Raw genomic sequence first — 24,930 nt, forward strand, 5'->3', positions numbered from 1 at the left:
CCCGCCCCCGGGGCGGCGCTACCTCAACAAACTCCGCAGCAATCACATCGATGGACCAACCTCACTCCTGAGGTTGCCCCAACCCCACCGAGCGCAGCGAGCTGACTCTCCGTTCCTGGAGGAAACCCGGAACAAAGCCCAAACCAGTCCGACCTCTCAATCCCGCAACGGCACAGCCACCACCACATCAGGCATATTTTCAGCGGCAAATGTCTTCACCACAGACCTCTTGGCGACATCCCATCGCAAATCAAACATCCCCCCAAACTCAGCAACGACCTCATCAATGACCGCCTGTGGATCAGTTGGTAGTTCACCACCTTTGCACAACATCAAAGCAGCCACCCTAGCCTGGCGCTCACATTCACTGCGGCTCGCGGCACTCCACCATTCATAAGAATCATCGACGCTCCACAAATAGGCATCCAACAACTCCTGTTCATCATCCTTCACCTGAGCATATCCAGCGGCCCTCGCTTTTCTATCAACGGAGTCCCGCTCCTTCTCAGAACCCAAATTACCACCATCCGCCCTGAGCCAACGAATCACTACTTGCTGATTCGCCATCATTCCTTGCCACATTCGCTCCATCACAGAGCGATCCCCAAATCCCAGATCCTCCGAAGCGCCGTGGGGATAGACACACAGCTTCCCCACAATTGCCTCACCACGCAAGATTTCGGCATACCTGCACCTGTCCATGATATCCGCCGACCTCAACCACGCCATCATCCTCCCACGGATCGCCTCATCAAATCCGAACAATTTGAGATCCTCCGTCAAGGCCTCGTACGCGACCACACGCATCATAATCGCCAGGGTCTCCGTGAGCAGATAGGGCTCCGACACTTTGCTCAGGTGCTGAGCAATCCCAAATACCGATCCAATGGCTCGGCGATAACGTTCTTGATCCCCACGGATCGCTGCCACTCTGGCCTCCAGCAACAAGAGATCCGCCCCTCGCTTGATCCTCGACACCTTCGAGAAATCAAACTCAGCCCATCGATCATACTCCCTCTGCCAATCGCGAACCCTCAAATCCAGCCCCCCGATCGCATGAAGTTCTTTCAGCACCGCGTGGTTCTCCACCAGTAACTTCTCGGCTTCATCAACCTGCCACTTAGACGGATCGGATGATCTCGTGTCTGTCGAAACCTCATTCTCTTCCGTACCTTCTCCCCACAACACCTCATCCTCCGTCAGCGCAAACAGCCTCTCGTAACCATTCTCCTCCAGCTGAGGCTGGGGCACGACCTTCAACTCGAACTCCGTGAACTTCTCAGCTGCTCGATCATAAAGTGCCCGTGATTCACTGTATGCCATCGGCAGGGAAGCTGCATTCCTCTCTGGCTTCCCACTTCCCCAGACCGAAGTAGCCCACAACCCGCCCAGCGCCACAACAGCCAGTGATCTCATGATTCCCGCATTCATCGGCGACTGGTGTAACAAACCACCCCAAACAGCGCAACAGGATCGGCGGTACAAGATCAGCGGCAGATTGTACCGCCCCAAATCAAGCTGGCTTTCAGCCAGCACACGATATCCCACCGGACCCTAGGGACTCCGTCCCTAGGCTATTATCAAATGTCGCTTGCAGCGACGCTACACGCCACACGCCCTGCTCGCCGAAGGCGAGATCTCATAAAAGCCTAGGGACGCAGTCCCTAGGTAATCGCACACCCCGCCCGGCTGGCTGAAAGCCAGCCTGATCTCTCACCGCTCAATCCCACACATAGCGCTCGTCATACGCTACCTTGTACCGTTCAAATAATACCCGCATCTCCTCTTGGAAACTCATCGTCCGATGGTGCACCTCCTGTGTGTCGATATACCGCAGGAGCGCATCCAAATGCGACGCACTAATCGAGAACGCTCCGAACCCACGCTGCCAATGAAAATCGTGGGTTCTCTCCCCTTGCCGTTGCAACCAGACCGTTGAGGTACGTTTCAAATGCCCGACCATCGTGCTGAGATCATCCGTGCGCGGTTGCATCATCGCCAGATGCACGTGATCGGCGACACCACCGACCCGATAACATTCCCACCCTTTGTCCCGCGCCGTCGTCGCGAGGTACCCGTGCAGATCGGCTCGCATCTGGCCGACGAGAATTGGCTCGCGCCCTTTGGTGCTGAATACCACATGAACCAAGAGCCGGGACAATGATTGAGCCATACCCTGAATACGCCCAATATAACGATACGGCGCCATTTTTTTTTACATCTAATCGCCCGCGATAAAGCTGGCTTTCAGCCAGCTCATCCCTCCCCCCCTCGCGACCCTAGGGACTCCGTCCCTAGGCTATTATCACATGCCGCTTTCAGCGACACATCCCACATCCCACATCCCACATCCCACATCCCACATCCCACATCCCACATCCCACATCCCACATCCCACATCCCACATCCCACATCCCACATCCCACATCCCACATCCCACATCCCACATCCCACATCCCACATCCCACATCCCACATCCCACATCCCACATCCCACATCCCACATCCCACATCCCACATCCCACGCTACTCGCCGAAGGTGAGCTCTCATAAAAGCCTAGGGACGCAGTCCCTAGGTAACCGTACGCCCCCACCCAGCTGGCTGAAAGCCGGCCTCATCTTCTCTCCCGCCGGCCACCCCTCACATTCCGTCGCCCTCCGCCAAACGCGCAGCTTCCCTTGCACTGGGCGGATTGCCGCTTACTTTGCGCAACCGGTGCACCATTAGCTCCGGCAACCTATTGTTTATCTTACACCCATGTCCACCATCGCCATCGTAGGAGCAACCGGAGCCGTAGGCCAGGAGATGCTCGAATGCCTTGATCAACGCAACGTCCCGTTCGACGAGCTCGTTCTGCTCGCATCCGCACGATCGGCTGGTAAACGGATCCCATTCCGAGGACAAGAGCTCGTCGTGCGCGAGCTCACCCACGATGCGTTCGAAGGCATCGACATCGCACTCTTCAGCGCCGGCGGCGGAATTTCCAAAGAGTTCGGCCCATCCGCAGCCAAGGCTGGCGCGGTGGTCATCGACAACTCGTCCGCTTTCCGCATGGATGCCGACGTGCCACTCGTGGTGCCTGAAATCAACGGCGATGCCGCATTCAACCACCCGCGCAACATCATCGCCAACCCGAACTGCACGACCATCGTCAGCTTGATGGCGCTTGCTCCATTGCACCGTGCCTTCGGCTTGAAGTCGGTCATCGGCTCGTCTTACCAGGCGGTTTCCGGATCGGGCGCGCAAGGCATCGCCGAGCTCGACACCCAGGCCAAAGCCTACGCCGCGGATGAAGAGATCACGCCATCGGTTTACCCGGTGCAGATCTTCTCCAACGCGATCCCACTCATCGGCAGCATGACCGAAACCGGCTACACCGATGAGGAAATGAAGCTCACCAAGGAAGGTGCCAAGATCCTCGATCTGGCAGGCCTCAAAGCGTCGATCACCTGTGTGCGCGTGCCGGTCATGCGCTCCCATTCGGTGGCAATCACTGCTCAGTTCGACCGTCCGGTCAGCGTCGACGCAGCCCGCGAGGCCATCGATGCCTTCGACGGCGTCCAGGTCATCGACGACCCGGCCAACGGTAAGTTCCCGACCCCACTCGACTGCACCAACCGCGACGACTGCCTCGTCGGCCGCATCCGTCCGAGCCTCGTGCTCGACAACGCACTCGACCTGTGGGTCGTCGGCGACCAGGTCCGCAAGGGCGCCGCTCTCAACGCGGTGCAGATTGCCGAGCTGCTCATTGCCCGCGGCAACTAAGCGATTCCTCTCCCAAGCACACAAAAAGGCTCACGTGTCGTACGGCGCGTGGGCCTTTTTGCGTCGTATCAGATAGGAACGCCCGGAACCAAAGCTCGCGAGGCGTGTCTCTTCAGCCTATCGATCATCATGAAAACCACCGCCATCCTACTTACCTCCTCACTGTTAGCCGCAGCCCCACTGGTTGCTGCCGACTCCGAACCAGCCACCACACAGAGCGCCGAGTCCGCGACCTCATGGGAATACAAACTGGTCCGCATCGCCTACCGTGGCGGCAACGAACGCGAGATCGCCGCCCTCAACAAAGAGCTCAACGAATCCGGTGCCGAAGGCTGGGAGTTGGTCAACACCGTGAAATCCGAGACCAATGACCAACTGCTATTAATCTTCAAACGCTCCAAGTGATCCCCAGGGGAACGTCGGCAAAACCACCTGCACCCGACGCCCCTACTTCCCTGCAAGCCGCTTGCGCGCAGCAGCAACCGCGGCCTCAATCACGCCCTCCTCTCCCTGAAGTTGGCTCAGCACTTCGGCGTCCGCAGGGCCACCGAGGCGACCGATCGCATAAACCGCAGCTTTGCGCAGAACAAGCGGCGTCTCATTCTCCGTCGCCAGCGCGCGCACCAAAGGCAGCACCCGAACGTCCCCGCTATCGACCGCCACATGGATCGCGGTCACCCTTGCCGCGGTGGAGGCCCGCTCCGACTCCGCCAACCGCAGTGCGCTATCGTCCGTCGGCCCGTCATTCTCACACCCCATCATCAACGCCGCCCCCGCCACCGGATCGAAGGGCTCCGCAGCCAGCCGGCTCATCATCGCATCGACCCGAGCTGCCAGCGAGCTATCGCCAACCCGATGGCGAACCATTCCCAAATGCTGCAGCGCGTAGACCCGCAGCACCTCGTCGTCGCTCGTTTCCACTATCCGCAGCAGCACGTCCACCATTGGTGCCACATCCGCCGTGGGATCCGCGCGCAACCAGTTGAGCCAATCGTTGACCCGCTCGTGCCACTCGCCCCGACTCAAGCCATCCGGCATCCCATTCCCGAGCAACTGGATCACCGCCGCTCGGTCATCGGCTGATAAGACCTCCCCGCCCCGCAGTGCGCGCACCACAAGCCCCCCCGCGAATGAGTGCGCCTCCCCACCTCCAGCATGGGTGACCTCATCCACCACAACGGCTGACGCCAACGCCCGCGGCTTACTCCGTTCCCCAGGCTCTACGACCAGTTCCGGTCCATCCACGCACCGAGCCCCGTCATTTCCGCACCCCACCAGCCCCGCAAGCAACATCAACACGACACAACAACGAACACACATAACAACACAACGAAACCAACACTCATTGCATTAGATCCTGGCTTTCCGCCACACCCATCGCCCCGGACGGTGGGGACACCGTCACTCCACCGCGCCAGCGCACCAATGGAGGTTCGACGTCCCCGTCGACAGATAAGCTCACCGAGCGCAGCGAGCACACTCCACCTAACACACACGCCCTCTCCACTCGGACGGTGAGGACACCGTCACTCCACCGCGCCAGCGCACCATGGAGGCTCGACGTCCCCGTCGACTATCAACCGCTCGCGCGCAGCGCGCATTTCTCATCTAGGGTTACACTCCCCCCCCCGCTAGCCCACACTTAGCGCCAAAGGTCCCTCCCATAACGAATACTGCGACAATTCCAAACCCCGTGGATTTCGCCTGATATATCTTACAACCCGCTGAAAATGGGCTCTGTCGCGAATCATCCGATCAAAGTAATTCTTCTGCCAAATCGCACCTCGACCAATCCGATGGGACGAAGCCCCTTTCCACGCTTTGATCACCGTACCGATTTGCTCATGAGGAGAGAACACAAGATGCACGTGATTTGGCATGATCACCCAAGCGTGAAGTGCAGCGACAACGCCGTGTCCACGCATGAACACATCCTCAAGGATCGCGCGGACTTTTGGGTCTCTCAAACAACATTCGCCCAACCCTTGGTCCAACACACCATCCAACTTTTGATGGAAGAGCTCAAAATACTCTGAGGACTCTGCCTGTGACCACGGCTGTGGATGATGTGCGACCCACTCGTCTCGCTCTCTCTTAATCGAACGTAGCAAGCTCTGTGGAATCGAATCGGCAAGCCGAAACGTTACAAACTGCATCACATCATCTTGCTGCCAGTGCGGAAGCTTCCCGGCCTCCGCCTTGTGGATCTCTTCATAAGGATTGAGATAGCGAGACATGAGAAAGAAGCTAACCAACTCGAAGCATCCTAACAAGGAATCGCACATCCCGCGAGACGATGAGCCGCCAATCCCCACTCACCTCCTCCCCCGATACGGTGAGGAGTCTCCCATGCCCGAAATCGCCTCCGACGAGCGCAGCGAGCACACGCACTTCGCCGACATCCCCCGACGGTGAGGACACCGTCACTCCATTTTATCGATCCACAAAACGGAAGTTCGACCCAACATCGGCGGGACTGGCGTCGGCACTAACGAACGCAGCCCCCCCGACACTGAAGACACCGTCACGCCCGTCAATGGAGGTTCGACGTCCCCGTCGACATCGCCCCGAACGAGCGCAGCGAGCACACGCACTTCGCAGCCATCCCCCCGACGGTGAGGACACCGTCACTTCATTGTATCGCCCCACTAAACAAAAGCTCGCCTCAGCAGCGGCGGGATTGACGTCGGCACTAACGAGCGCAGCCGGCACACACATTCTTCAACTCCCCCCCGACACTGGAGACACCGTCACGCCCGTCAATGGAGGTTCGACGTCCCCGTCGACATCAACTCGAACGAGCGCAGCGAGCACACGCACTTCGCAGCCATCCCCCGACGGTGGGGACACCGTCACTCCATTACACCTCCCCTACAAACAGAAACAGGGAGAGCCGAAGCACTCCCTGTTCTAAAACGTTCGCTGTGTCTCTGCTTAGTCGAAGAGCACTTTGTTGATCTTCTCCTTCACTGGGATTGCACGGCGCACTTCCGGATCGGGATCGTCATTCACTTGTCCCTCCCAGATCGGCAGCGGCTCCTCCTTGGTTTGAGCGCGTGGATCAACGAATCTCAGGATCTCCTCCTTGCCCGGGCCGCGATCAGTTTCCGCCAGGTTAGCGGCGTCGAGGTCTTCCTGGCTGTCGATAATCCGCGGCTGAATGAAGAACATCAGCTCCTCGCGGCGCACGTCGGTACGCGTGGTGGAGAACAAATACTTCACCAGCGGGATGCTCTTGAGCACCGGCACGCCCGAACGGGTCTTCTGTTCCGATTCGGTGATCAAGCCCCCGAGCAACACAGACTGACCGTCTTCGACCGTCACCGTGGTGACCAGCTCCTGGGTGGCAATGGTCGGGATATCGTTACCGCCCACGTTCGTGCTTCCGGAGATGTTATCGTTCACCTGGTAGATCTGCAGACGCACCTGGTTGTCCGAGTTGATCAACGGTACGACCTCCAAGCGCAGCACCACATCGCGGTACTGGATGTTCGAGGTCACCGCGCCATCGTTCACGCCGCTGTTGATCGACGTCAGAGTCGAGGTCGGAACCGCAATACGCTGACCGGACTGGATCACCGCGGTCTGGTTGTTGGCGGTGTAGACCACCGGGCGCGAGAGCACCTTGAACTTCCCGGTGTTCTCAAGGAAGCGCACGTAGGTGCTGAGACTTCCGGCAAACCGTCCGTAGAGCGACAACCCCGCGGCATCAGGGAAATTCGCAATGTCCGTCAACGTGTCTGTATCCACGATCCCGGCGCCCGAGTTCGTGCGCATCTGCCCGGCCACATTGATCTCCGGGTTCCCGTTCACATTCTCCAACGTACGCAGTGCATCCACTCCGTACTCCAATTGGTTGCCCAGCGTCATCTGTCCGACAATCGTTGCCAGATAGATCTGACGTGGACGGATGTCCAACTGATCCATCAACCGCTCGGCAAGTTCGATCGTCTCCGGCGGGCCCGAGACAATCAACGCATTGCGCTCGTTGTCCGAGATCAGCAAAGTCTTGCCAACCACAATCGAAGTCGCACCGACAGGCACCGGCACATCATTCGAGCCGAGGCTGATCGACCCACGGTTGCCACCGGTTCCACCGGAACCAAGACCACTGCCGCCACCAATTCCTCCTGTCTGGCTGCGCCCGCCGGCATTACTCCCCATGCCTGCACCGCGGCTACCAGAGCTTTGAGACCCGGCAGATCCCTGCTCGGCGGTTTCACCGGTCTCTCGGGAAATCGCGTCGGCAATCAACGGCAACACATTGGAGGCGCTGATGTGGTTCAACTGTCGCTGCAAGAACGTGCGAGCTTTGTTTGGTGCGTCAAACTCCGCCACCAACGACTCGACATACGCCACATCCACCGGGCGGGCCATCACCAGGATGCGGTTGGTGCGCGCATCCGGAATCACCTTGATCGGAGGTGCCACACCCACCGGGTTGGTCACAATATTCGACTGCGGCTGCTGGGGACGCCCGCGCCGCCCACGACGATCCCTTGGGTCGGGCTGTTGTTGGTTCATCTGCCGCCCCGAAACAGACGCCGCTTTGGTCACCGAGTTCTGCTCACCCAGTACCTCCTGCAACAACTCCGCCACCCGCTCGGCATCCGCGCGCTCCAACTGAATGAACTTGCGGTCAATCTGTGCCGACGGCTTGTCAATGTTCTCACGGATCACCTGAAAGCGCCGGATCAACGACACATTCTCCGTTATCACCAACGCCCCGGAGTTTGGCACCACCGCCATCGTTCCGTACGAGTGCAACTGCCCACTCGCCTGAAACACCTGCATCGCCTCTTCCGCGGTGATGTGGTTGAAGTTCATGATGTAGGTGATCACCTCATCGGTCTTCGGCAAAGGCATCTGGTCATTATAAACCGCAGCCCCCTCACCTGCGGGGTTCTTCCCCCCTACGGCGATCAGCTTGAGTGTCCCCTGGCGGCTGGTCGGGATGAACGCGTAGCCGTTCATCAGCAACGTCTCTTCGATAAACGCGACGGCCTCCGACTTCTTCACCGGACCGGCCAACACGATGCGCACATTGTTATCCGCAATGTCCGTATCCAGGATCACCCGGTTGCCGGTGTACTTCTGATAGATGGGAAGCACCACACGGATGATACTTGCGTTCGGGAACATAATCCCGTCCTGCAGAACTTCTTCCTCCTCCACCTGCCCCGCGGCCGGAGCCACTTGCGCATGCACCTCGTTCAGGCCGGAGGATGCCAGCATCCCAAGCGCCAAACAGGCAACGGTCACTCTCGTCAGGCGGGACGGGTTGAATCGGTTCAATATCATCATGATGGTCAATGGGTTGAGCGCCGCAGCAATCTGCCACGCGTCATAGCGTAAATCGGTGGTCGGGTCGAGCCAGCAATCGCCAGCGGAATCTCCCGCCGGCAATCTAGTCACGCCCCGTAAAGGTTAATCGTTTGGTTGGTCTTCCTCGACCTCGGGAACGTCAGCGACCTCCGCCTCCAACGGTTTGTAGTAAAGCCGCATCTCCACATCCGCGACGATCTGGCTTTGTTCTTTCTTATCGGGCTGCACGCGCAACGCACGTACGACCTGCAGACGCTCAGGGTCATGAAACGCCATCAGGCTCTGGTAAATGTTTTCTTCGGTATCGGTAATGGTTGCAGTCATCCGCGCCTGCTCGAACCCACTTTCCGAAATCACGTCGAGAAACTTCACATCATCCAACCGCACCCCGCCGCGGCTCGCCGCTTCCTGCGCTCGGTTGAGCAGCATCGAGGACGCATTGGCCAGTGTCATCGACGGAACGTTGCGCTCCTTGAGCCATTCGCGCACGGCCACCACCTCGGCCCGCCACACTTTGAGATACTGCTCATCACGGTCCTTCCGCATCCCAGCCTCCTCGATGCGCTGCTTCGCTTTCGCCTTTTCCTCATCCGCCCACGACCACACCAACCACGTCGCAATCCCCATCCCTATCAGGATAGTCAGTATCAACAGTCGGCTCTCTCGTGCGGTCATGAAGGGTATCAGGCTGGAAAATAAATTGGTCGCGCAGAATCAGATCTGCGGAGCAGGTTCGGCGTCGGTCACCGGGATCGTGTAGGTTCCTTTGAAACTAAAGGTCGCCGTGTTGTCGCGCGTGTTCGTCGGGTTCGGCGTCTCCCATTCGTAATCGACGAACTGACGCGATGCCCGCAGGTTCTCGCCGAAGCGGATCGCCTCATCAGGGCGCGCCGCGGTGCCTTTGATCGACAGGTTGCGCGCGGCATCCAAACGAAAGTCAGTAAAACGCACCGTGGCCGCCGGCTTCAGCGCATCTACCTGCAGCAGCACATAGGGCGGGAACGCCTGCTCGCTCAACACAAAGTCCACGCCCCGGATCTTGCTCTCGGCTTCTTTCAACGCCTGAACCTCCGGTGCATTCACTGCGGCAGCCTCCTCGGCAGCATCGGCATCAGCCCGCAGCGCGTAGACCGAGAAAACCGTGAACCCCAACACACCAAGCCAGGCAACCGCCGCCACTGCGCCGATCCCCGCCAAGCGCTTACGCATGAGGCGGCTCTGCGCCTCCGCCGCCATTCCAGGCGTCGCCAATGCCGGCAGGCCAGCCACCGAAAACGATGCCTCCAGTGAGCGCTCGTCGGTCAATTTACAAGCCAAGCCCAAGGCTTCGGCAATCGGCGCCATCACCGACTCATATTCCTCACGCTCGTCAGCGCCCACCTCGATCACCAACGACTTCAAAAACCTCACACCATCCACCCCGGCCATCCGCAATGACATCAACACACCGGACAATTCCCGCGCTCCGTTCACCGCGGCAAACTCACCACTGCCACATCGCTGGTAGTAAACAGGAGCCGCCCCGACGGTCACGACCATCACCCAGCTCCCCAACTCACGCCGCAGCGTGATCGCGTCTGGTTGGTAGATCAACGCCTCGGTAGGCGACACCACGCACGACGGCGTTACCGCCAGGCTATCCACCCAATCCACTCCATCGCGGGTCAGCGCACTGATCACCGCCACCTCGCTCTTCGGCATGGGATTGACGGAAAACAATTCTACCCCGTCGGCTTCGGCATCCTCGATAATGCCGTCCCCTTCCAGGCGCAGCGCCGCCATTTCTCTCAACGACTCGTCGTCACCCGCACCTCCCGGCACCTGCATTGGCACCGTCACCCAGCTGGCGACCGACGGCATCACCGCCGCACCACCGCCAGCCGACCATCCGCGAGCTTCCGCCGCGGAAAGTTCACGGGTTCGCTGCGCCCCCCGATCACTAACACGCCACAACTCCCAGGACTGAGATCCTGGGAAAAGCAACCAGCGGCAGGTGTCAGGGGATTTCATCATCATTTGGATCGCACCGTAGAGAATATCAGGGGTCTGGGCAACCCCGGCAAACCATCGATTAGTCGGAAAGTTCCGCTAAAACCGTCGTCCGGCCAGGATCTTGTCTAGCCACCACTGTAATTGTGCGCTGCACATTGCCGGAGGCCCCCGTGCTGGTCACCCTCAGCACACTGCCGCGCAGCGAAAAACGCCGCACCACCATCTCGAGCGGCAACTCGGACGCACCAACCGTCGCCACCGCCGCGGGCACGGTCCCAAATTGCAAATCATCCTCGGTCCCTGCAATCCCGTCCTCGCCATTGCGCTCGCTGACAAAGGTCGTCGCATCCTTCATGTTGAACCCACCCACCGCGGCAATCATCTCGGGTGGAGCCTCTGCTATGTTCACCAGCTCGCCTGCATAGACGCTGAACCAATTGCGCCAGTCCGGCCGCACCGCCGCCACCGCGTCCATCCCCATCACCGCCGCCATTTCGTTCAAGTCGGCAAACGGTCGGTTCAATGGCTGCCCTACTCTACCAATAGCCTCGTATTGTTCGGCCTCGGCTCCACTGAGCCCGGGCAAATCATCACCGTCGATCCAGTCACGCATCGCATCCACCACCGACTGCGCCGCATCCTCCTCAAGCCCCCACGCCATGAACAAATCCATCAGCAACGTGTCGTCCCCACGCTGCAGCACGGCATTCGGATTGATCCGCACATCCTCGGACTCCATGACCACATTCCATTCCTCCGTGCGCAAAATACTTTCCTCGCGGCGCATCTCCGGATGCAGCGCCAGCGCCACGCCCTTCCACGCATTCGCCGTCGCGGTCACCTGACCGACCCGCACCACCATCCCGCGCTGTGACACGCTGAGCATCTTGGCGGCGGTCACCACAATCACCGCCAAAACCATCATCAACCAGAAAACCGCCATCAACGCACTGCCGCGCTGACGTGCATGAAGCATCCCATTCGCTCTCATCGCCCCCCTCCTCTCATTCCACCCACAGCCGACCCACGCCGACGCTGGTCCACCGCACCCTGCCCCGGAGGCCGTGCATCCACTTCGATTGGCCGCCCACCGCCACCAGAGCCACCGCCTTGATTGTTCCCTCCAGCAGGACCTCCGCCTGAATTATTGCCACCTCCCTGGCCACCGCCATTGCTTCCTCCACCGGTCGGGATCCCGCCCTGTTCGTCGGCCTGCCACATCGGATGCCTGAACGTCCAGCTGGTGGCGTGGCCATCCGCGGCAATCATGTCCAACCGCAGCGCCGCCGGCTGAACCCGCGCATCGTTCAGCTCCAACGGCACCCATTCCTCTTCCTCGCGCATCAAAATCCACCACTGGGCCGAACTGAGCCCGCCCACCAAATCGATCGCCGCCACCGCATCGCCCGCATCAGGCAATGCCGGATCCTCCAGCCACGAGAGATCCTCGTCGGTCTTGTAATAGTATTCCAACCGCAACGTCACCGCACCATCCACCACCACCGGCCTGAACAGATAACGGTTCACAGACATGCCGTAGCCGCCCAGCGGAAACAACCCGAACGCATCCTCAATCCCGAGCAAATAACCACCATCAGCACCCGACTCAATCGACACATAACTCGCCGCCTGCGGCATACCCTCCAAGTTGTCCCGCAAAACCTGCTCCAACACCGTGGAGCGCATCTCCTCGATCTCCGCTTCCCCAATCGCCGACGACAACCGCATCGTCGCCAACGAAACCCCGACCACGCCGACAATCACCAGAATCGCCACCGCCATGCCGAGCAACACCTCAAGCAAAGTAAAGCCCGCACGCCCACGTTGAGCCGCAGCAGCTTTCATCGGCCACCTCCCCCGCTGGTCACGGCCGACGCCAGTTCCGGAATGTAACGCAAACTCTCGACAGACCACCGCTCGCCGGTCTCGATTTCCACCACCTCCACACGCACGCCAAAGAACCCGGTGAGCACATTGCCTTCGTCGTTGCTCACCTCGGTCGGAAGAATGGCTGTGTTCACGGTGAATCGGCCGTCGAACTCACGCTGGGCTTCCCATCCGTCCTCGGTCATCCAGTCCGACGGCAGCGCCAGCGCCTCGGCCATCGCGGAATCCATCAACTGCGCCACCTCCACCTCACCGGCCCCGTCTTGGAAGTTCCGGGCCATGCCATTGAGCGCCTTGACCATCGACGTCACGGCGATGACGAAGATCGCCAGCGCAAACATCGCCTCAAGCAGCATATAGCCACGCCGCCTCTCAACGGCTCTGGATTCCGGATTTCGCAAAATTCTAACTCATTATGATCCATCGCCGGCTGATCCGGCCAAGCATCCTACAATTCCGACGCCACCTCGATCAGCGCACCCGACACCGGGTCCAACTCGCCAACCATCCAACGGTCGCCATCGCGCAAGCGCACCTGCAATGCCGGAAAAAACGCCCGGTGGTCGACCGTCATCACCACCGGATCACTCAGCCCGCGGAACTCAGACGTCCCCGTCTGCCGCACCTCCAGGGTCACGTCCTCGGGAAGTGCCAGCGACTTGCCGCCAAACTTCGCTCCCTCGCGCGCACCACTGGACGCCACGTTGATCCCCCGTGGGTTGATCGTGATCACCCACGGCTTGCGCGCCTCCATCATCCCGCCACGGGCATGACGGAACGTGGCATCGACATCCGCATACGCTTTCTCAAGCGACTGGCTCTCGCGGCGCACATGCCAGCCCGCACCAAGACCGACGATCACCGCAATGATCGCCAGCGCAATCAACGTCTCGAGCAACGTGAAACCACCGCCGCGCATCCGGCGGGCGGTGGTCGTTTGGCTCGCTCGTTGATTAAAGCGAGTCCTGGCTGCTGATGTCGTCATCGCCTCCTTCTTTTGCATCAGGCCCCCACGAGAAGATCTCATAGGTGGATGAGTCCGAGCGCCCCTGACGACGGTACTGGTATGGGTTCTTCCATGGGTCGAGCGGCACCTCTTTGAGCACCTGCTTCCAGCGCTTCACACCCGATGGCTTGGTCACCAATGCGTCCAACCCTTGCTCGGTCGATGGCAAATACCCACCAGTGTTGATTTCGTAGGTCAGTAGGTCCGCGTTCAGTTTATTGATCGCCATGCGGGCGGCCTCCACCTTGGCGGTGTCCTTGGCTCCACCCATTTTGTAGATACCCGCGCCGATCAGGATGCCGATAATCGCCACCACGAGCAGGATTTCCATCAAGGTGAAGCCCCGCATGCTGCGCAAGCGGCGACGGTTCATTGGTTGTGTAGGTTTCATCATCTTATACTTGGTTATGGATTAGCCGGTGGTCACCGCGGTAACCACATCGAAAATTGCCGTGATCATCATGTAGACCACGCTGCCGACCAAAAGCGCCATTGCGGTGATGATCACCGGCTGGATCAGCGAGGTGATACGCTCGAGCAACACTTCCAGATCACGACGCAATCGCCGCGCCGCGTTGCGCAATGCCTTCTCCAACGAGCCGGTGCGCTCGCCCACCGCCGCCACGTCGATCAGCGCCGGCGAGAACCCACCCACCGCACGCATCGCCGAGGAAAGCGCCGCGCCATCCGCCAGATACTCAATCACTTCATCGAGCTGGCCGCGGAAGTACACGTTGGTCGTCGCGTTGCGCGTCAGCTCGGTCGCCCGCAACAAGGGCAAGCCATTGCCGATCAGGTTGGCGATTGTTTCGGTAAAGAGCAGGTTGAACTCAGCCCACAGCAATTTGCTGATCAGCGGCGTCTTCAGATACACCTCGTCGCGCTGGTCCTTGAGCCCCGGCGCACGGAAAAAATACACCACTGCGGCGATCACCAAGGCGCCCGCTCCTGCCATCCACATCCAGTTCTGCACACAGAAATCCGAGAACCCCATCAGCATCCGCGTCGCGAATGGTGGCGGTTTCTCCGAATCCTCGATCAACGAGGAAATCTCCGGCAGCAGATAGAAAATCATCAACCCCGCGACCAGAATCCCCGCAAAAACCAGAAACGCCGGGTAGATCAACGCCGACGTCACTTTGCGCTTCATGTCACGCATCGTCGTCAGGTACTCGGCCTGGCGCGTCAAGATCGGCGCCAACGCACCACTCGCCTCACCCGCCGTCGCCAGACTGCAGTACAATTCATCGAAACTCGGCGACGCCAGCGTCAGCGCATGGCCGAAACTCGTCCCCTCGGTGATCGCCTCGCGGATGATCTTACAAACCCCGCCCAACGAGGTGGACGCGTGCTGCTTCTCCATCGACGATAGCGCCTGCTCCAAAGTAAGCCCCGCCACCAGGAAGTCCGCCAGATCTTCTGTGAAGACAATCAGTTGGTCGATCTTGAGTTCCAGCGGCCCGTCAGCGGTGACGGCCACAGGTTCCGCGGCGGCGCTTGGTTTGGCTGCGCTGTTGCCTCGTGCCGGCTTGGCTTTCTTCGCAGGTTTCGCAGCCTTGGCGGGTTTTGCGCCGCCTGCCGTTTCCTTCACCCGCTTGGCGGTCAGCCCTTGCTGGGTGAGTTGGCGCACCGCGGCCGCGCGCGACGGAGCGTCGAGCGTTCCACGACTGGCCGCACCACTGCGAGCGACCGCTTCATAGGTAAATGTCGGCATCGCGTTTAACTCATGTCTGTGGTGGTCGCGCTCATCACTTCCTCGATGGTCGTTTCCCCGTCAATCACCTTCTGCCAGCCGTACTCACGCATCGGCACAAACCCCTCGGCCCGCGCCTGCGCATCAATCTCGGCATACCCTTTGCCCTGAATGAGCAAATCCTGGATCGCCTGACTGAGCACGACCACTTCGAAAATCGCCAGTCGCCCGTAATACCCGGTTCCCCGGCAGTGCTCGCATCCCACCGCCACGTGCGCACCGTCGATCACCGCACGCGGAATCCCTTTGGCCCGAGGAAGCTCGTGGCTGCTCTGCGTGTGGTGTGCTTTGCACTTCGGACACAACCGCCGCACCAAGCGCTGGGCCAAAAACGCCCGCACCGAGGCCGACAACAAGAAAGGCTCGACCCCCATGTCGACCAATCGCGACACCCCGCCGATCGCATCGTTGGTGTGCAGCGTGGAGAAAACCAAGTGACCGGTGAGCGACGCACGGATCGCGATTTCCGCCGTTTCCAAGTCACGGATCTCGCCCACCATCACAATGTTCGGGTCGGCGCGGAGAATACTGCGCAGACCCGTGGCGAAGGTGAAATTGATCTCCGGCTTCACCGCCATCTGCATCACACCCTCGAGTTTGTTCTCCACCGGATCCTCGATCGTCACGATGCGTCGGTCGGTGTTGTTGAGCTCGCTGAGGAAACTGTAAAGCGTAGTCGATTTACCAGAGCCGGTCGGCCCGGTCACCAGCACGATCCCGTTGGAATAGGTCAACAACCCGCGCATTGTTTTCTCCAACTCGGGAGCCATCTGCAGCTTGGTCAGACTGAAGCGCTCGGTATTGAGCAATCGCAGGCTGACGCTTTCACCTTCCACGGTGGGAATCGTCGCCACACGCACGTCAATGCTGTTGCCGGCCAGCTCCAGGTGGATACGTCCGTCCTGCGGCAGTCGGCGTTCCGCGATGTCCAGACGCGCCATGATCTTCAAACGCGCGATCACCGCCGACTGCAACGACTTGATCTGCTCGGGCACCGCCACCTCGATCAACCGGCCGTCGATGCGGTAGCGGATGCGCAGGTTGGAACGCAAAGGCTCGACGTGAATATCCGTCGCCCGTTGCTCCAGCGCCTCACGGATGATCTGGTTCACGAACTTGATGATCGATGCCTGTTCGTCTTCCTCGGCGTCAATGCGGCTCGCGTCGTCGCGCATCTCCAAATCCATGGAGCTGACGTCGCGCCCCTCCAAAATCTGCTCGAACGTGTCCGCGCCCACGCCGTAAAGCTCACGCAGCGCCGGGTGCAAGCGTTTCGCCGGGCACACCACCCAGTGAATCCCGCCGGACCATTGAGCCGACACCGCCTGCCGCGCGACCAGGTCCTGCGGATTGGCGGTCGCCAATGTAAGCACCTGCGAACGGTTTTCCTCTCCCTCGCCTCCATCGTCGACCACGCCCAGCGGCAGCACTTGGAAGCGCAATGCCACTTTTGCGGGGAACAATCGCCTTACTCGCTCGGGTTCGCTGACCACCGGGTTCGCCTCAAAAGGCACCCCCAGCGAAGAGGCCAGATCGACAAGCGCTTGGTCATCCACTTCGCCGGAATCCACGTCCGCCATTGCGGGCCGCGTGCCGACATGTTCGTCACGCCACGATTGCAGCGATGCAGCACCTGCAGGCGCAACGGATTCGGGAGTGAGCGGTTGATCTGGGACCATGAAATCAGTAAGAAGTGAACAAAGCTGAGACGATGCCCAATGGTATCGTCACCGACAAGAGCGAACTGCCCTCTAATTTTTCAAAACATAAACATAGGCACCCGCGGCGCTAATCCTGCATGCAATGACATCCATTCCCCTTAAAATCGGGGGGTGACAGGCTCGGATCAACCGTCCAAGCTGCCCATCGTTGCTCATTGCCGCGCACATTTCCCAATTTTCCATGGTTCTCTCACGTCTTCCAGCCGCTCTCGCATTGGCATCCCTGCTCTGCGCCGCCGCATCGGCCGCCGACCAGCGCGACCCGGTTTTCTCTCCACCGAAAAAACCGACCCCAGCCAATTACTCCCGCCTCTGGACCAATTCTCCATTCACTACAAAGGTGGAGACCGTCCAGGAACAGGGCCCCGGCTTTGCGGATAAACTCCGCCTTGAAGGCGTCATGACGCTCGACGGCAAGGACGTCGCCTGCCTCACCAACACGGAAACCGAGGATGTGCTCTATCTGAGCCAGGATCAGCCCGCCAATGGCATCAGCCTGGTTTCGATCCAAAACCGCAACCAACTCGACCAAATGCGCGTCGTGCTCGCCTCCGGCGGACAACGCGCCACCGTCAGCTTCGACGACGCCCAAATCGTCGTCGCACCGGCCGCCGGCTCGAAAAAGCCACAGCCGCCACAAAACGGAGACCAATCGCCCCCTCCTCAACAACGCGCCCAGCAAGGCGATGAGCAAACCAAGCTCACCCAACAGGAAATGATGGAACGCCGCCGCAAGTTCTGGGAAAACATGCGCAACCGCAGACGCCGCGGTGCCTCCCCATCCGACGGCAGCGGCGGCCAAGACGGCCCACGCCGCTGATCAATTGTCAGGTGGCGCCGAGCCAGATCGCAGGATCAAGGCCACAGATGGGCAGGATGGGCACAGATCCCCTCCCCAGACGGCGAGGACACAACAACCGCAATGGAGGCTCGATCCCGCGCCCGCGGGATCGACTACCGACCTTCCGCGCGCAGCGCGCACTTTGTCCGTCCCAGGCTCTACAGGAAGATTAGGACACCCTCGAATGCCACTAACTTAAGCCTCAGCGTCGTCAATTCCGCGCTGAAAGCGCGTCTCATAACAGCCTAGGGTCAGCGAGCCTCAGGCGAGCGCCACCCTAGGTAAATACGCCCACCAATCCCCGGCCGAGCGTGCGATACCGCCAAGGCGCAGCACCCACCCGCAGGCCGCTCCCGATACGACCAGACGCCCTAAGTTAGTGCCATTCAGACACCGTCACTCCGACCGTCCTCTCTGTGTGCTCTGCGTCCTCTGTGGTTAAAAAAAACAACGCCCTGCCCCGTCACACCAAATCCACGATACTCCCGAATGTCGGGTCGTGGAGACGGCGGTACGTCCGTGCCGCTGCCGAGTCGGTCATACTTGCCAGGAAATCGCAGATCACCCGCACCTTCGCAGGCTTCGTTTCCTGCACTGACACCAATGCCGCGATCTCCGGCGGCAACAGTTGGAACGACGGCTTCTCCTCTTCCACATACTCGCCCACAAAGGCCTCAAACAAGGACACCAACATACGGTCACCTTTGAACTCGAGTTGCTTGAGCTGGTGCGATGTGAAGACCAACTCGTAAGCCAGCTTTTTGTACAAGGCCGACTCCGCAACCACCGCAGGATCGATCACCAAGCGATAACGATAACGGTTGGTCTCGCCGCTCATGAAGTTCACATCCTCCTCCAGCCTGGTCGCCTGAACGAACTGCCCGATCTTCCGTCCCATCGCACCTTCCACTTTGCCATCACTGATGGCTTTGAGCAGCCCGTCGACGTGAGCGCTCTGCGCCTCGTCGAGCGCGGACGCCTCGGCCCACGCACGGATGCGGTCGCCATTGAGGAACCCAGCCTGGATGCTGTCCACGATATCGTTGAGCGAATACGCCGTGTCATCCGCCCAGTCCATGATCTGACATTCAATCGACTTGAAGCCATTGCGCATCTTGCCCGGCGTCAGCTCCACCGGAAAATCGCGACCACCGAACACAAAATCGAGTTTGTCGCACTGATGGTCGTAGAGGAAGTGGTTCTTCGGCGGCTTACCGCCATTGAGCGAGCGCATCTCCGTGTAGAGCGACTTGTATTTGAGCACCCCATCCATGAACGCGCGGGTCGGCTGCATCCCGCGCTTGTGCCCATAGATCGTATCGGTCATCAGGCGCAGCGTCTGGGCATTGCCCTCGAACCCACCGTAGTCCGACATCACACGGTTGAGTGTGTTTTCCCCCGCATGACCGAATGGCGGATGGCCCAGGTCATGGGAAAGGCACACCGCTTCCACCAAATCGCCATCGATGAAATAGTCCGCGGACAAATGCGCGTCGTGACGCTGAAGATACTTGGCGATCGCCCGTCCGATCTGCGCCACTTCCAGCGAATGCGTCAGCCGCGTGCGGTAGAAATCATACTCGCCCGAGAGAAAGACCTGAGTCTTGCTCTGCAACCGCCGGAACGCACTCGTATGCAAGATCCGGTCGCGGTCGACTTCAAACGGACTACGAAAATCGTCAGGACGCTTGCCGTTGCCCGCATCGGTTTCGTAATCAAAAGGCGAATAGAATCGGTTGTTCATCGGCTCTTCCATCGGGAATCCACACCCCATTGTCAATCATGCCTTTCCGTCCACTTCTCACCGCCGCCCTGCTCGCCGCCCTACCGCTTGCCATTTCCTCGTGCTCGACCAGCCAGGCCGCATCGAACCAGGCAACCGCGAACGCTGCCAGCATCACCCTCAGCGCCGAGCAGAAAGCCAAGGTAGGCCGCAAGATCTGGCAAAACGAAAGTGGCGGGAAAGTCGATGGCCTCACCCATTGGAACCATGGCGAAGATTTCGCCTCGCTCGGCATCGGCCACGCCCTCTGGTTCCCCGCCGGCGCCGATGAAAAGTTCATCGAAACCTTCCCCATGCTGATGGCCTACATGCGTGATCGCGGGGTGAAATACCCGGCATGGATGGGCCCGGAAATGGACTGTCCATGGCCAAACCGCGCCGCCTTCATGCGCGATTTCCGATCGCCGAAAATGAACGAACTACGCCAGTTCCTCAAGCGCACCATCCCCCACCAAACCGACTTCATCATCCTGCGCCAACAGGCCGCCAAAACTAAGATCCTGCGCGCCGCCCCCGCCAGTGAGCGCGACACCATCAACGCCCGCTGGAACGCACTCACCGCCACACCCGAGGGGATGTTCGCTTTGATCGACTACTCCAACTTCAAAGGCGAAGGCACCAACCCGGCCGAGCGCTACCAGGGCCAAGGCTGGGGAATCCTCCAAGTGTTGCAGGAAATGCGTGGCACCCCGACCGGCCGCGCAGCCGCCTCCGAGTTCGCCGATGCCGCAGTCCGCGTCCTCGCCCGCAGAGTCCAACTCGCACCGCCCGCCCGCAAAGAATCCCGCTGGACCGCCGGCTGGAACAATCGCGTCCAACGCTACAAACAACCACTGTAGCCTCCCAATGACGGTGAGAACACCGTCGCTCCATCTCGCACGACGAAGCGCACTCACTATTGATTATCCTGACCTCCTTGCAGGAGCGCCCCCATTCGCTTCGCTCCGATTAGGATAACGAAAAGGATAAAGATAAGGACTGGCAACAACACATCCCCCATCCTTCGTGAACTTGGTGCCCTTAAAGGTTTCTCTCCCACTCAGCCCTCCCCCGCCGCCACCACGACGCGAAGCGCTGGTGGGACGGCACTCCTGCCGTCGGCGGGGCGCCGTGCCATCAAGATCCACATCCCCATCGCGAAGCGATGACTTACCGGCTAGCCCGCGGTTTCAACCGCGGGTATCGTTTCAAAACCAGCCTCCGCGCCGAAGGTGCGGTTTACCCCGAACCACCCTCACGCCCAGACCATCGATTGGGATCGCGATATCGATATCGATGAGGACTGTGCACCGTTGCCTTCGTGAACTTCGCGCCCTTCGTGGTTTCACTCCCACACAGCCCCTCCTCCACCGTCCCCACGACGCGACGCGCTGGAGGGACGGCATTCCTACCGTCGGTGCGGTGCAGTCACACCATAAGCCCCCCCATCGCGAAGCGATTGCTTACCGGCTAGCCCGCGGTTTCAACCGCGGGTATTCGTTCAAAACCATCCCCCCCGCGCCGAAGGTGCGGTTTGCCGCGAACCACCTCACGCCCAAGCCATCGTTTAGGATCGCGACACCAATATCGATGAGGACTTTGCATCGTTGCCTTCGTGAACTTCGCGCCCTTCGCGGTTTCACTCCCACACAGCCCCTCCAAAAATCCGGTAATACCTCGATCAAATCCCGCATATAGTGTAGCCACGAACTCGCCATCGGCAGCTCTCCCATGAGTAAAAACCTCGACCACCAGTACCTCCAGCTCGTCACCCGTTACCAGGGTGCGATCTACGGCTACGTCAACAGCCTGGCTCCAGGCCTCGACGTCGAGGACGTGGTGCAGCAGGTCAACATCGTCCTTTGGAAGAAGGCCGATACGTTCCAGCCCCACACGAACTTCAAGGCATTCGCCTTCCGCATCGCCTACCTCAAAACGATGGAGGCATTGCGCAAAGCGAAGCAGCAGAACTGGCTCCAGTTCGACTCCGACGTACTCGAACTCATCAACGAACAGACCAGCACGATCACCAATCCGGAGGAAAACCGCCAGCAAGCACTGCGCGACTGCCTCGAAAAACTCGATCCGGAAGACAGGGAACGCATCAACGCACGCTACACCCGCGGCGAAACCGTTCGCTCCATCGCCAACCAGGAGTCCCGCTCGGAAGGCTCACTCCAGCAACACTTCTTTCGCTTGCGCAAAAATCTCAAACTTTGCATCCAAAAACATCTGCTCAACCAGGAGGAGGACTTCGCATGAACAGGGAAACCATGGAACAAATCGATGCCCTGCTCGAAGGCAGCATCACTCCTGATGAGTTCAAAAAACTCCAGGCAACCCTGCGCTCCAATGAAAAAGCCCGCTGGTACTACGCAGAACAAGCCGACCTCCACGGCCGACTCCAATGCGAGCTAGCCCCGCCAAAAGAGTCACTCACTCAGCCCGCTACACAAAGCCCCTTTCCCATTCGAAAGCGCAAGCCCGGACGCATTGTCCTGGCAGCCGCAGCAGCGCTGGCTTTGTTCGCAGGCGTCGCCCAATGGATGGGCAACACAGCCCAACCGGCTCCGACGCAAATCGCGGAGCGCCCGGCACCACCTACCCAAGAATCCACCGTCTACCAAACCAACCCCGACCAGTCCGCGGCCCGGGTCACCAATGCCACCAACGCTGAATGGTCGGGTGGCACACTTGAACTCGGTCAGTTGATCAAGCCCGGCACGTTCGAGCTGCTCGCCGGCACCGCCGAAATCACCTTCGACTCCGGTGCCCGCATCGTCCTCAAGAGCCCGGCCACCCTGCGCGTGGTTTCCGCCTACCACGCCAAACTCGAATACGGCCAATGCACTGCCGAAATCCCGGACTACTCGGACCGCTTCACATTAGCCACGCCGTGCACCAAAATCGTCGAGAACAACTGCCGCTTTGCCATCAAAGTGGCACGTGACGGATCCACCGAGATCCACGTTCTGTCCGGACTCATCGAGGCCACCCCGACCGCCAACCCGACAATCGCACGCATCCTCAACTCACAACAGGCCGCCCGCCTGACCCGCGAAAACATTTCGAGCGAAGGCGACATGGACTTCGACCGCTCGAAGTTCCTCGAGGACTTGAACATTCCGGAGGGCACCAACCAGGTCGAGTACGTCTATTGGTCATTCGACAAGATGAGCCCGTTTGGAGGCTTCCCGGATGAAGGCGAGCACATCGGTCCGAAACTCATGGCCAAACCACTGGCCACCCCCGGATCCGATCCGAATGCCAAGGTCACCAGCGTCAATGGCATCTACGGCCGCGCAATCCGCCTCGATGGCGACGGCGCTTTCCTCTCGTCCGCCTTTCAAGGCATCCCGGGCACCGGTCCACGCACCATCTCGATGTGGGTAAAACTGGATCCCGACACCACCCTGGAACACGCCTACTCCATGATCGCATGGGGTCTCCCATTCGACATGAAGGGACAAAAGTGGCAGTTGTGCTGGAACCCAGACTCACTGGACGGACAGCCCGGCGCCATCCGCACCGAGTTCGGCGGCGGCTACGTCGTAGGCTCCACCGACCTGCGCGACGGCCGCTGGCACCACATCGTCTCTGTCTTCCTCGGCAGCAATGACGACAACATCGCCAACTCCATCCGCCACTACGTCGACGGCAAGCTGGAAGCCGTCACATCGTCAGCCCACCAGCCGATCAACACGGACCTCGACAGCCCAGAGTCACGCCCGACCTACATCGGCCGACGTCTCGAAGACGACGGTCTCTATTCCACCTTCAAAGGCGACCTGGACGAGATCCGCATCTTCCCCGCCGCCCTCACACCAAAACAAGTCGAGCGACTCTACCGCTCGAACCTGCCGCCATCCTATTTTGTCCCTGCAACGGAATAACAGAATCAATCACATCCAGACGCCCGCCGGCCCACCCATGGTCGGCGGGCGTTTTTTTATTCCGCCTCCACCGCAAACCACCCCTTCAAAAAAAAGATCATCCACAAAGTAATACTTTGTTCAAATTCCGCATTCTGGTCTGTCATCGCCATCACATGCACCTCCGCATCGATGCGCTGACACTTCACTAAACGAACAAAAAAATGACCAAGATGAAACACATCGGCAGCGCACTCGCAATTGCAGCGGCAGCGCTCACCACAAGTCAGGCAGCCCTCACCGCCCACTGGGACTTCAACACCGACGGCGTCGTCGTCGACAACGTCAGCACCACAGCAGGCACCCTGCTTGACGGAGCAACCGTGAGCGGCGGCAATGCCAACTTCGTCGGCGGAACCTCGCGTATCGACACCGGGATCAACGGTGGCCTCGGAGGAACCGGATCGTTCACCGTTCTCGCATTCTTCCAAACGTCATCGGCGACCAACCAGACCATCTTTGATTTCTCGCCAACGACGGGTGGCGTGAGCGGCGCCGATTTGCGACTCTTCGCACAAGGCAATGGCAACGTCCGCATCGAAATGTCTGCAGGATCCGGCTTCGAAGCAAATCTCGGCGGAACCAGTGTAGTGGATGGCAACACCCACATGATTGCCGCGGTTTTCAATAGCAGCACCGGCGACAGCTTCCAAGACGTCGACCTTTACGTCGACGGCGTTCTTTACGACGTAACCGGCGGTAACGATGGCCTCGTCAACCTTGGCGACGCCGGGAAAACAGTCTTCCTCGGCTCGATCGGCCACCTTACCTCTGAGCGTCCATTCGTGGGCAGCATGGGTGAAGTCGCCATCTACGACACCGCACTTACCTTGACTGAACTCGATGACGTCCGCGTCAACGGCGTTGCAGCCGTTCCAGAACCATCGTCCGCAGCCCTGCTCGGCCTCGGCGGCTTGGCGATGATCCTGCGTCGTCGTAAGTAAGC

At 59.8% G+C, this 24,930-nt stretch carries 22 protein-coding genes; 7 read left to right on the forward strand and 15 right to left on the reverse strand.

Annotated features, from left to right (window positions below):
- Window positions 1–156 precede the first annotated feature (156 nt).
- The gene (locus tag G3M56_RS13080; RefSeq protein ID WP_164365254.1) at window positions 157–1,323 is read right to left on the reverse strand and encodes a hypothetical protein; all 1,167 of its coding nucleotides are present in this window, start codon (window positions 1,321–1,323) and stop codon (window positions 157–159) included.
- Between the two features lie 397 nt (window positions 1,324–1,720).
- Window positions 1,721–2,209 (reverse strand): IS200/IS605 family transposase, encoded by a 489-nt coding sequence (gene tnpA, locus G3M56_RS13085; RefSeq protein WP_235203455.1) that lies wholly within the window; start codon window positions 2,207–2,209, stop codon window positions 1,721–1,723.
- Window positions 2,210–2,757: 548 nt separating this feature from the next.
- Between tnpA and G3M56_RS13090 the strand changes: the two genes are divergently transcribed.
- Entirely contained in the window at window positions 2,758–3,765 is a 1,008-nt protein-coding gene (locus G3M56_RS13090; protein ID WP_164365252.1) for an aspartate-semialdehyde dehydrogenase, read from the forward strand.
- A gap of 129 nt (window positions 3,766–3,894) precedes the next feature.
- Window positions 3,895–4,170, forward strand: coding sequence for a DUF4177 domain-containing protein (locus G3M56_RS13095; RefSeq protein ID WP_164365251.1), 276 nt, complete (start codon window positions 3,895–3,897; stop codon window positions 4,168–4,170).
- A 42-nt stretch (window positions 4,171–4,212) separates the two neighbouring features.
- On the opposite strand, the gene G3M56_RS13100 is transcribed toward G3M56_RS13095, so the two are convergent.
- From G3M56_RS13100 to G3M56_RS13155, 12 genes are all read right to left on the reverse strand, one after another.
- The gene (locus G3M56_RS13100; protein WP_164365250.1) at window positions 4,213–4,827 is read right to left on the reverse strand and encodes a hypothetical protein; all 615 of its coding nucleotides are present in this window, start codon (window positions 4,825–4,827) and stop codon (window positions 4,213–4,215) included.
- 569 nt (window positions 4,828–5,396) lie between these two features.
- Window positions 5,397–6,002, reverse strand: coding sequence for a transposase (locus G3M56_RS13105; RefSeq protein WP_164365249.1), 606 nt, complete (start codon window positions 6,000–6,002; stop codon window positions 5,397–5,399).
- A gap of 697 nt (window positions 6,003–6,699) precedes the next feature.
- A complete protein-coding gene (locus tag G3M56_RS13110) occupies window positions 6,700–9,180 on the reverse strand; it encodes a secretin N-terminal domain-containing protein (RefSeq protein ID WP_164365248.1) in 2,481 nt (826 codons plus the stop codon).
- A 12-nt stretch (window positions 9,181–9,192) separates the two neighbouring features.
- The gene (locus tag G3M56_RS13115; RefSeq protein ID WP_164365247.1) at window positions 9,193–9,765 is read right to left on the reverse strand and encodes a hypothetical protein; all 573 of its coding nucleotides are present in this window, start codon (window positions 9,763–9,765) and stop codon (window positions 9,193–9,195) included.
- 39 nt (window positions 9,766–9,804) lie between these two features.
- Window positions 9,805–11,106 carry a hypothetical protein gene (locus G3M56_RS13120; RefSeq protein WP_235203456.1) on the reverse strand — a complete coding sequence of 434 codons (1,302 nt, stop codon included), beginning with the start codon at window positions 11,104–11,106 and terminating at the stop codon, window positions 9,805–9,807.
- A gap of 55 nt (window positions 11,107–11,161) precedes the next feature.
- Window positions 11,162–12,058 (reverse strand): type II secretion system minor pseudopilin, encoded by an 897-nt coding sequence (locus tag G3M56_RS13125; protein ID WP_164365245.1) that lies wholly within the window; start codon window positions 12,056–12,058, stop codon window positions 11,162–11,164.
- An 11-nt stretch (window positions 12,059–12,069) separates the two neighbouring features.
- Complete coding sequence (locus G3M56_RS13130; protein ID WP_164365229.1) at window positions 12,070–12,927, reverse strand: hypothetical protein; 858 nt, start codon at window positions 12,925–12,927, stop codon at window positions 12,070–12,072.
- The gene (locus G3M56_RS13135; RefSeq protein WP_164365244.1) at window positions 12,924–13,370 is read right to left on the reverse strand and encodes a hypothetical protein; all 447 of its coding nucleotides are present in this window, start codon (window positions 13,368–13,370) and stop codon (window positions 12,924–12,926) included. Before G3M56_RS13135 ends, G3M56_RS13130 begins: the two co-directional genes overlap by 4 nt.
- Window positions 13,371–13,417: 47 nt before the next feature.
- Window positions 13,418–13,954 (reverse strand): pilus assembly FimT family protein, encoded by a 537-nt coding sequence (locus G3M56_RS13140; RefSeq protein WP_164365243.1) that lies wholly within the window; start codon window positions 13,952–13,954, stop codon window positions 13,418–13,420.
- Window positions 13,923–14,369: a type II secretion system major pseudopilin GspG gene (gene gspG, locus G3M56_RS13145; protein WP_164365242.1), complete on the reverse strand. Its 447-nt coding sequence runs from the start codon at window positions 14,367–14,369 to the stop codon at window positions 13,923–13,925. Before gspG ends, G3M56_RS13140 begins: the two co-directional genes overlap by 32 nt.
- A gap of 18 nt (window positions 14,370–14,387) precedes the next feature.
- Window positions 14,388–15,689, reverse strand: a complete 1,302-nt coding sequence (locus tag G3M56_RS13150; RefSeq protein ID WP_164365241.1) for a type II secretion system F family protein — start codon at window positions 15,687–15,689, stop codon at window positions 14,388–14,390.
- Window positions 15,690–15,694: 5 nt separating this feature from the next.
- A complete protein-coding gene (locus G3M56_RS13155) occupies window positions 15,695–17,407 on the reverse strand; it encodes a GspE/PulE family protein (RefSeq protein WP_164365240.1) in 1,713 nt (570 codons plus the stop codon).
- 223 nt (window positions 17,408–17,630) lie between these two features.
- Here G3M56_RS13155 and G3M56_RS13160 point away from each other — a divergent pair, with 223 nt between their 5' ends.
- Entirely contained in the window at window positions 17,631–18,269 is a 639-nt protein-coding gene (locus tag G3M56_RS13160) for a hypothetical protein (protein ID WP_164365239.1), read from the forward strand.
- A gap of 484 nt (window positions 18,270–18,753) precedes the next feature.
- On the opposite strand, the gene dgt is transcribed toward G3M56_RS13160, so the two are convergent.
- On the reverse strand, window positions 18,754–20,034 hold the full coding sequence (gene dgt, locus G3M56_RS13165) for a dGTP triphosphohydrolase (protein ID WP_164365238.1): 1,281 nt from the start codon (window positions 20,032–20,034) through the stop codon (window positions 18,754–18,756).
- Between the two features lie 38 nt (window positions 20,035–20,072).
- Here dgt and G3M56_RS13170 point away from each other — a divergent pair, with 38 nt between their 5' ends.
- From G3M56_RS13170 to G3M56_RS13185, 4 genes are all read left to right on the forward strand, one after another.
- Window positions 20,073–20,912 carry a hypothetical protein gene (locus tag G3M56_RS13170; RefSeq protein ID WP_164365237.1) on the forward strand — a complete coding sequence of 280 codons (840 nt, stop codon included), beginning with the start codon at window positions 20,073–20,075 and terminating at the stop codon, window positions 20,910–20,912.
- Window positions 20,913–21,783: 871 nt separating this feature from the next.
- On the forward strand, window positions 21,784–22,314 hold the full coding sequence (locus G3M56_RS13175) for a sigma-70 family RNA polymerase sigma factor (protein ID WP_164365236.1): 531 nt from the start codon (window positions 21,784–21,786) through the stop codon (window positions 22,312–22,314).
- Window positions 22,315–22,325: 11 nt separating this feature from the next.
- Complete coding sequence (locus G3M56_RS13180; protein ID WP_164365235.1) at window positions 22,326–23,945, forward strand: LamG domain-containing protein; 1,620 nt, start codon at window positions 22,326–22,328, stop codon at window positions 23,943–23,945.
- A gap of 203 nt (window positions 23,946–24,148) precedes the next feature.
- The gene (locus G3M56_RS13185; RefSeq protein ID WP_235203457.1) at window positions 24,149–24,928 is read left to right on the forward strand and encodes a LamG-like jellyroll fold domain-containing protein; all 780 of its coding nucleotides are present in this window, start codon (window positions 24,149–24,151) and stop codon (window positions 24,926–24,928) included.
- The last annotated feature ends 2 nt before the right edge of the window (window positions 24,929–24,930 follow it).

It is taken from the genome of Sulfuriroseicoccus oceanibius (assembly GCF_010681825.2).
GTDB lineage: Bacteria > Verrucomicrobiota > Verrucomicrobiia > Verrucomicrobiales > SLCJ01 > Sulfuriroseicoccus > Sulfuriroseicoccus oceanibius.

Bases quoted from the DNA above. Each gene is read 5' to 3' on its own strand.
- G3M56_RS13080 (WP_164365254.1), bottom strand. From the start codon at position 1,323: ATGGCATACAGTGAATCACGGGCACTTTATGATCGAGCAGCTGAGAAG.
- tnpA (WP_235203455.1), bottom strand. From the start codon at position 2,209: ATGGCGCCGTATCGTTATATTGGGCGTATTCAGGGTATGGCTCAATCA.
- G3M56_RS13090 (WP_164365252.1), top strand. From the start codon at position 2,758: ATGTCCACCATCGCCATCGTAGGAGCAACCGGAGCCGTAGGCCAGGAG.
- G3M56_RS13095 (WP_164365251.1), top strand. From the start codon at position 3,895: ATGAAAACCACCGCCATCCTACTTACCTCCTCACTGTTAGCCGCAGCC.
- G3M56_RS13105 (WP_164365249.1), bottom strand. From the start codon at position 6,002: ATGTCTCGCTATCTCAATCCTTATGAAGAGATCCACAAGGCGGAGGCC.
- G3M56_RS13115 (WP_164365247.1), bottom strand. From the start codon at position 9,765: ATGACCGCACGAGAGAGCCGACTGTTGATACTGACTATCCTGATAGGG.
- G3M56_RS13120 (WP_235203456.1), bottom strand. From the start codon at position 11,106: ATGATGATGAAATCCCCTGACACCTGCCGCTGGTTGCTTTTCCCAGGA.
- G3M56_RS13125 (WP_164365245.1), bottom strand. From the start codon at position 12,058: ATGCTTCATGCACGTCAGCGCGGCAGTGCGTTGATGGCGGTTTTCTGG.
- G3M56_RS13130 (WP_164365229.1), bottom strand. From the start codon at position 12,927: ATGAAAGCTGCTGCGGCTCAACGTGGGCGTGCGGGCTTTACTTTGCTT.
- G3M56_RS13140 (WP_164365243.1), bottom strand. From the start codon at position 13,954: ATGACGACATCAGCAGCCAGGACTCGCTTTAATCAACGAGCGAGCCAA.
- gspG (WP_164365242.1), bottom strand. From the start codon at position 14,369: ATGATGAAACCTACACAACCAATGAACCGTCGCCGCTTGCGCAGCATG.
- G3M56_RS13150 (WP_164365241.1), bottom strand. From the start codon at position 15,689: ATGCCGACATTTACCTATGAAGCGGTCGCTCGCAGTGGTGCGGCCAGT.
- G3M56_RS13155 (WP_164365240.1), bottom strand. From the start codon at position 17,407: ATGGTCCCAGATCAACCGCTCACTCCCGAATCCGTTGCGCCTGCAGGT.
- G3M56_RS13160 (WP_164365239.1), top strand. From the start codon at position 17,631: ATGGTTCTCTCACGTCTTCCAGCCGCTCTCGCATTGGCATCCCTGCTC.
- dgt (WP_164365238.1), bottom strand. From the start codon at position 20,034: ATGAACAACCGATTCTATTCGCCTTTTGATTACGAAACCGATGCGGGC.
- G3M56_RS13170 (WP_164365237.1), top strand. From the start codon at position 20,073: ATGCCTTTCCGTCCACTTCTCACCGCCGCCCTGCTCGCCGCCCTACCG.
- G3M56_RS13175 (WP_164365236.1), top strand. From the start codon at position 21,784: ATGAGTAAAAACCTCGACCACCAGTACCTCCAGCTCGTCACCCGTTAC.
- G3M56_RS13180 (WP_164365235.1), top strand. From the start codon at position 22,326: ATGGAACAAATCGATGCCCTGCTCGAAGGCAGCATCACTCCTGATGAG.
- G3M56_RS13185 (WP_235203457.1), top strand. From the start codon at position 24,149: ATGACCAAGATGAAACACATCGGCAGCGCACTCGCAATTGCAGCGGCA.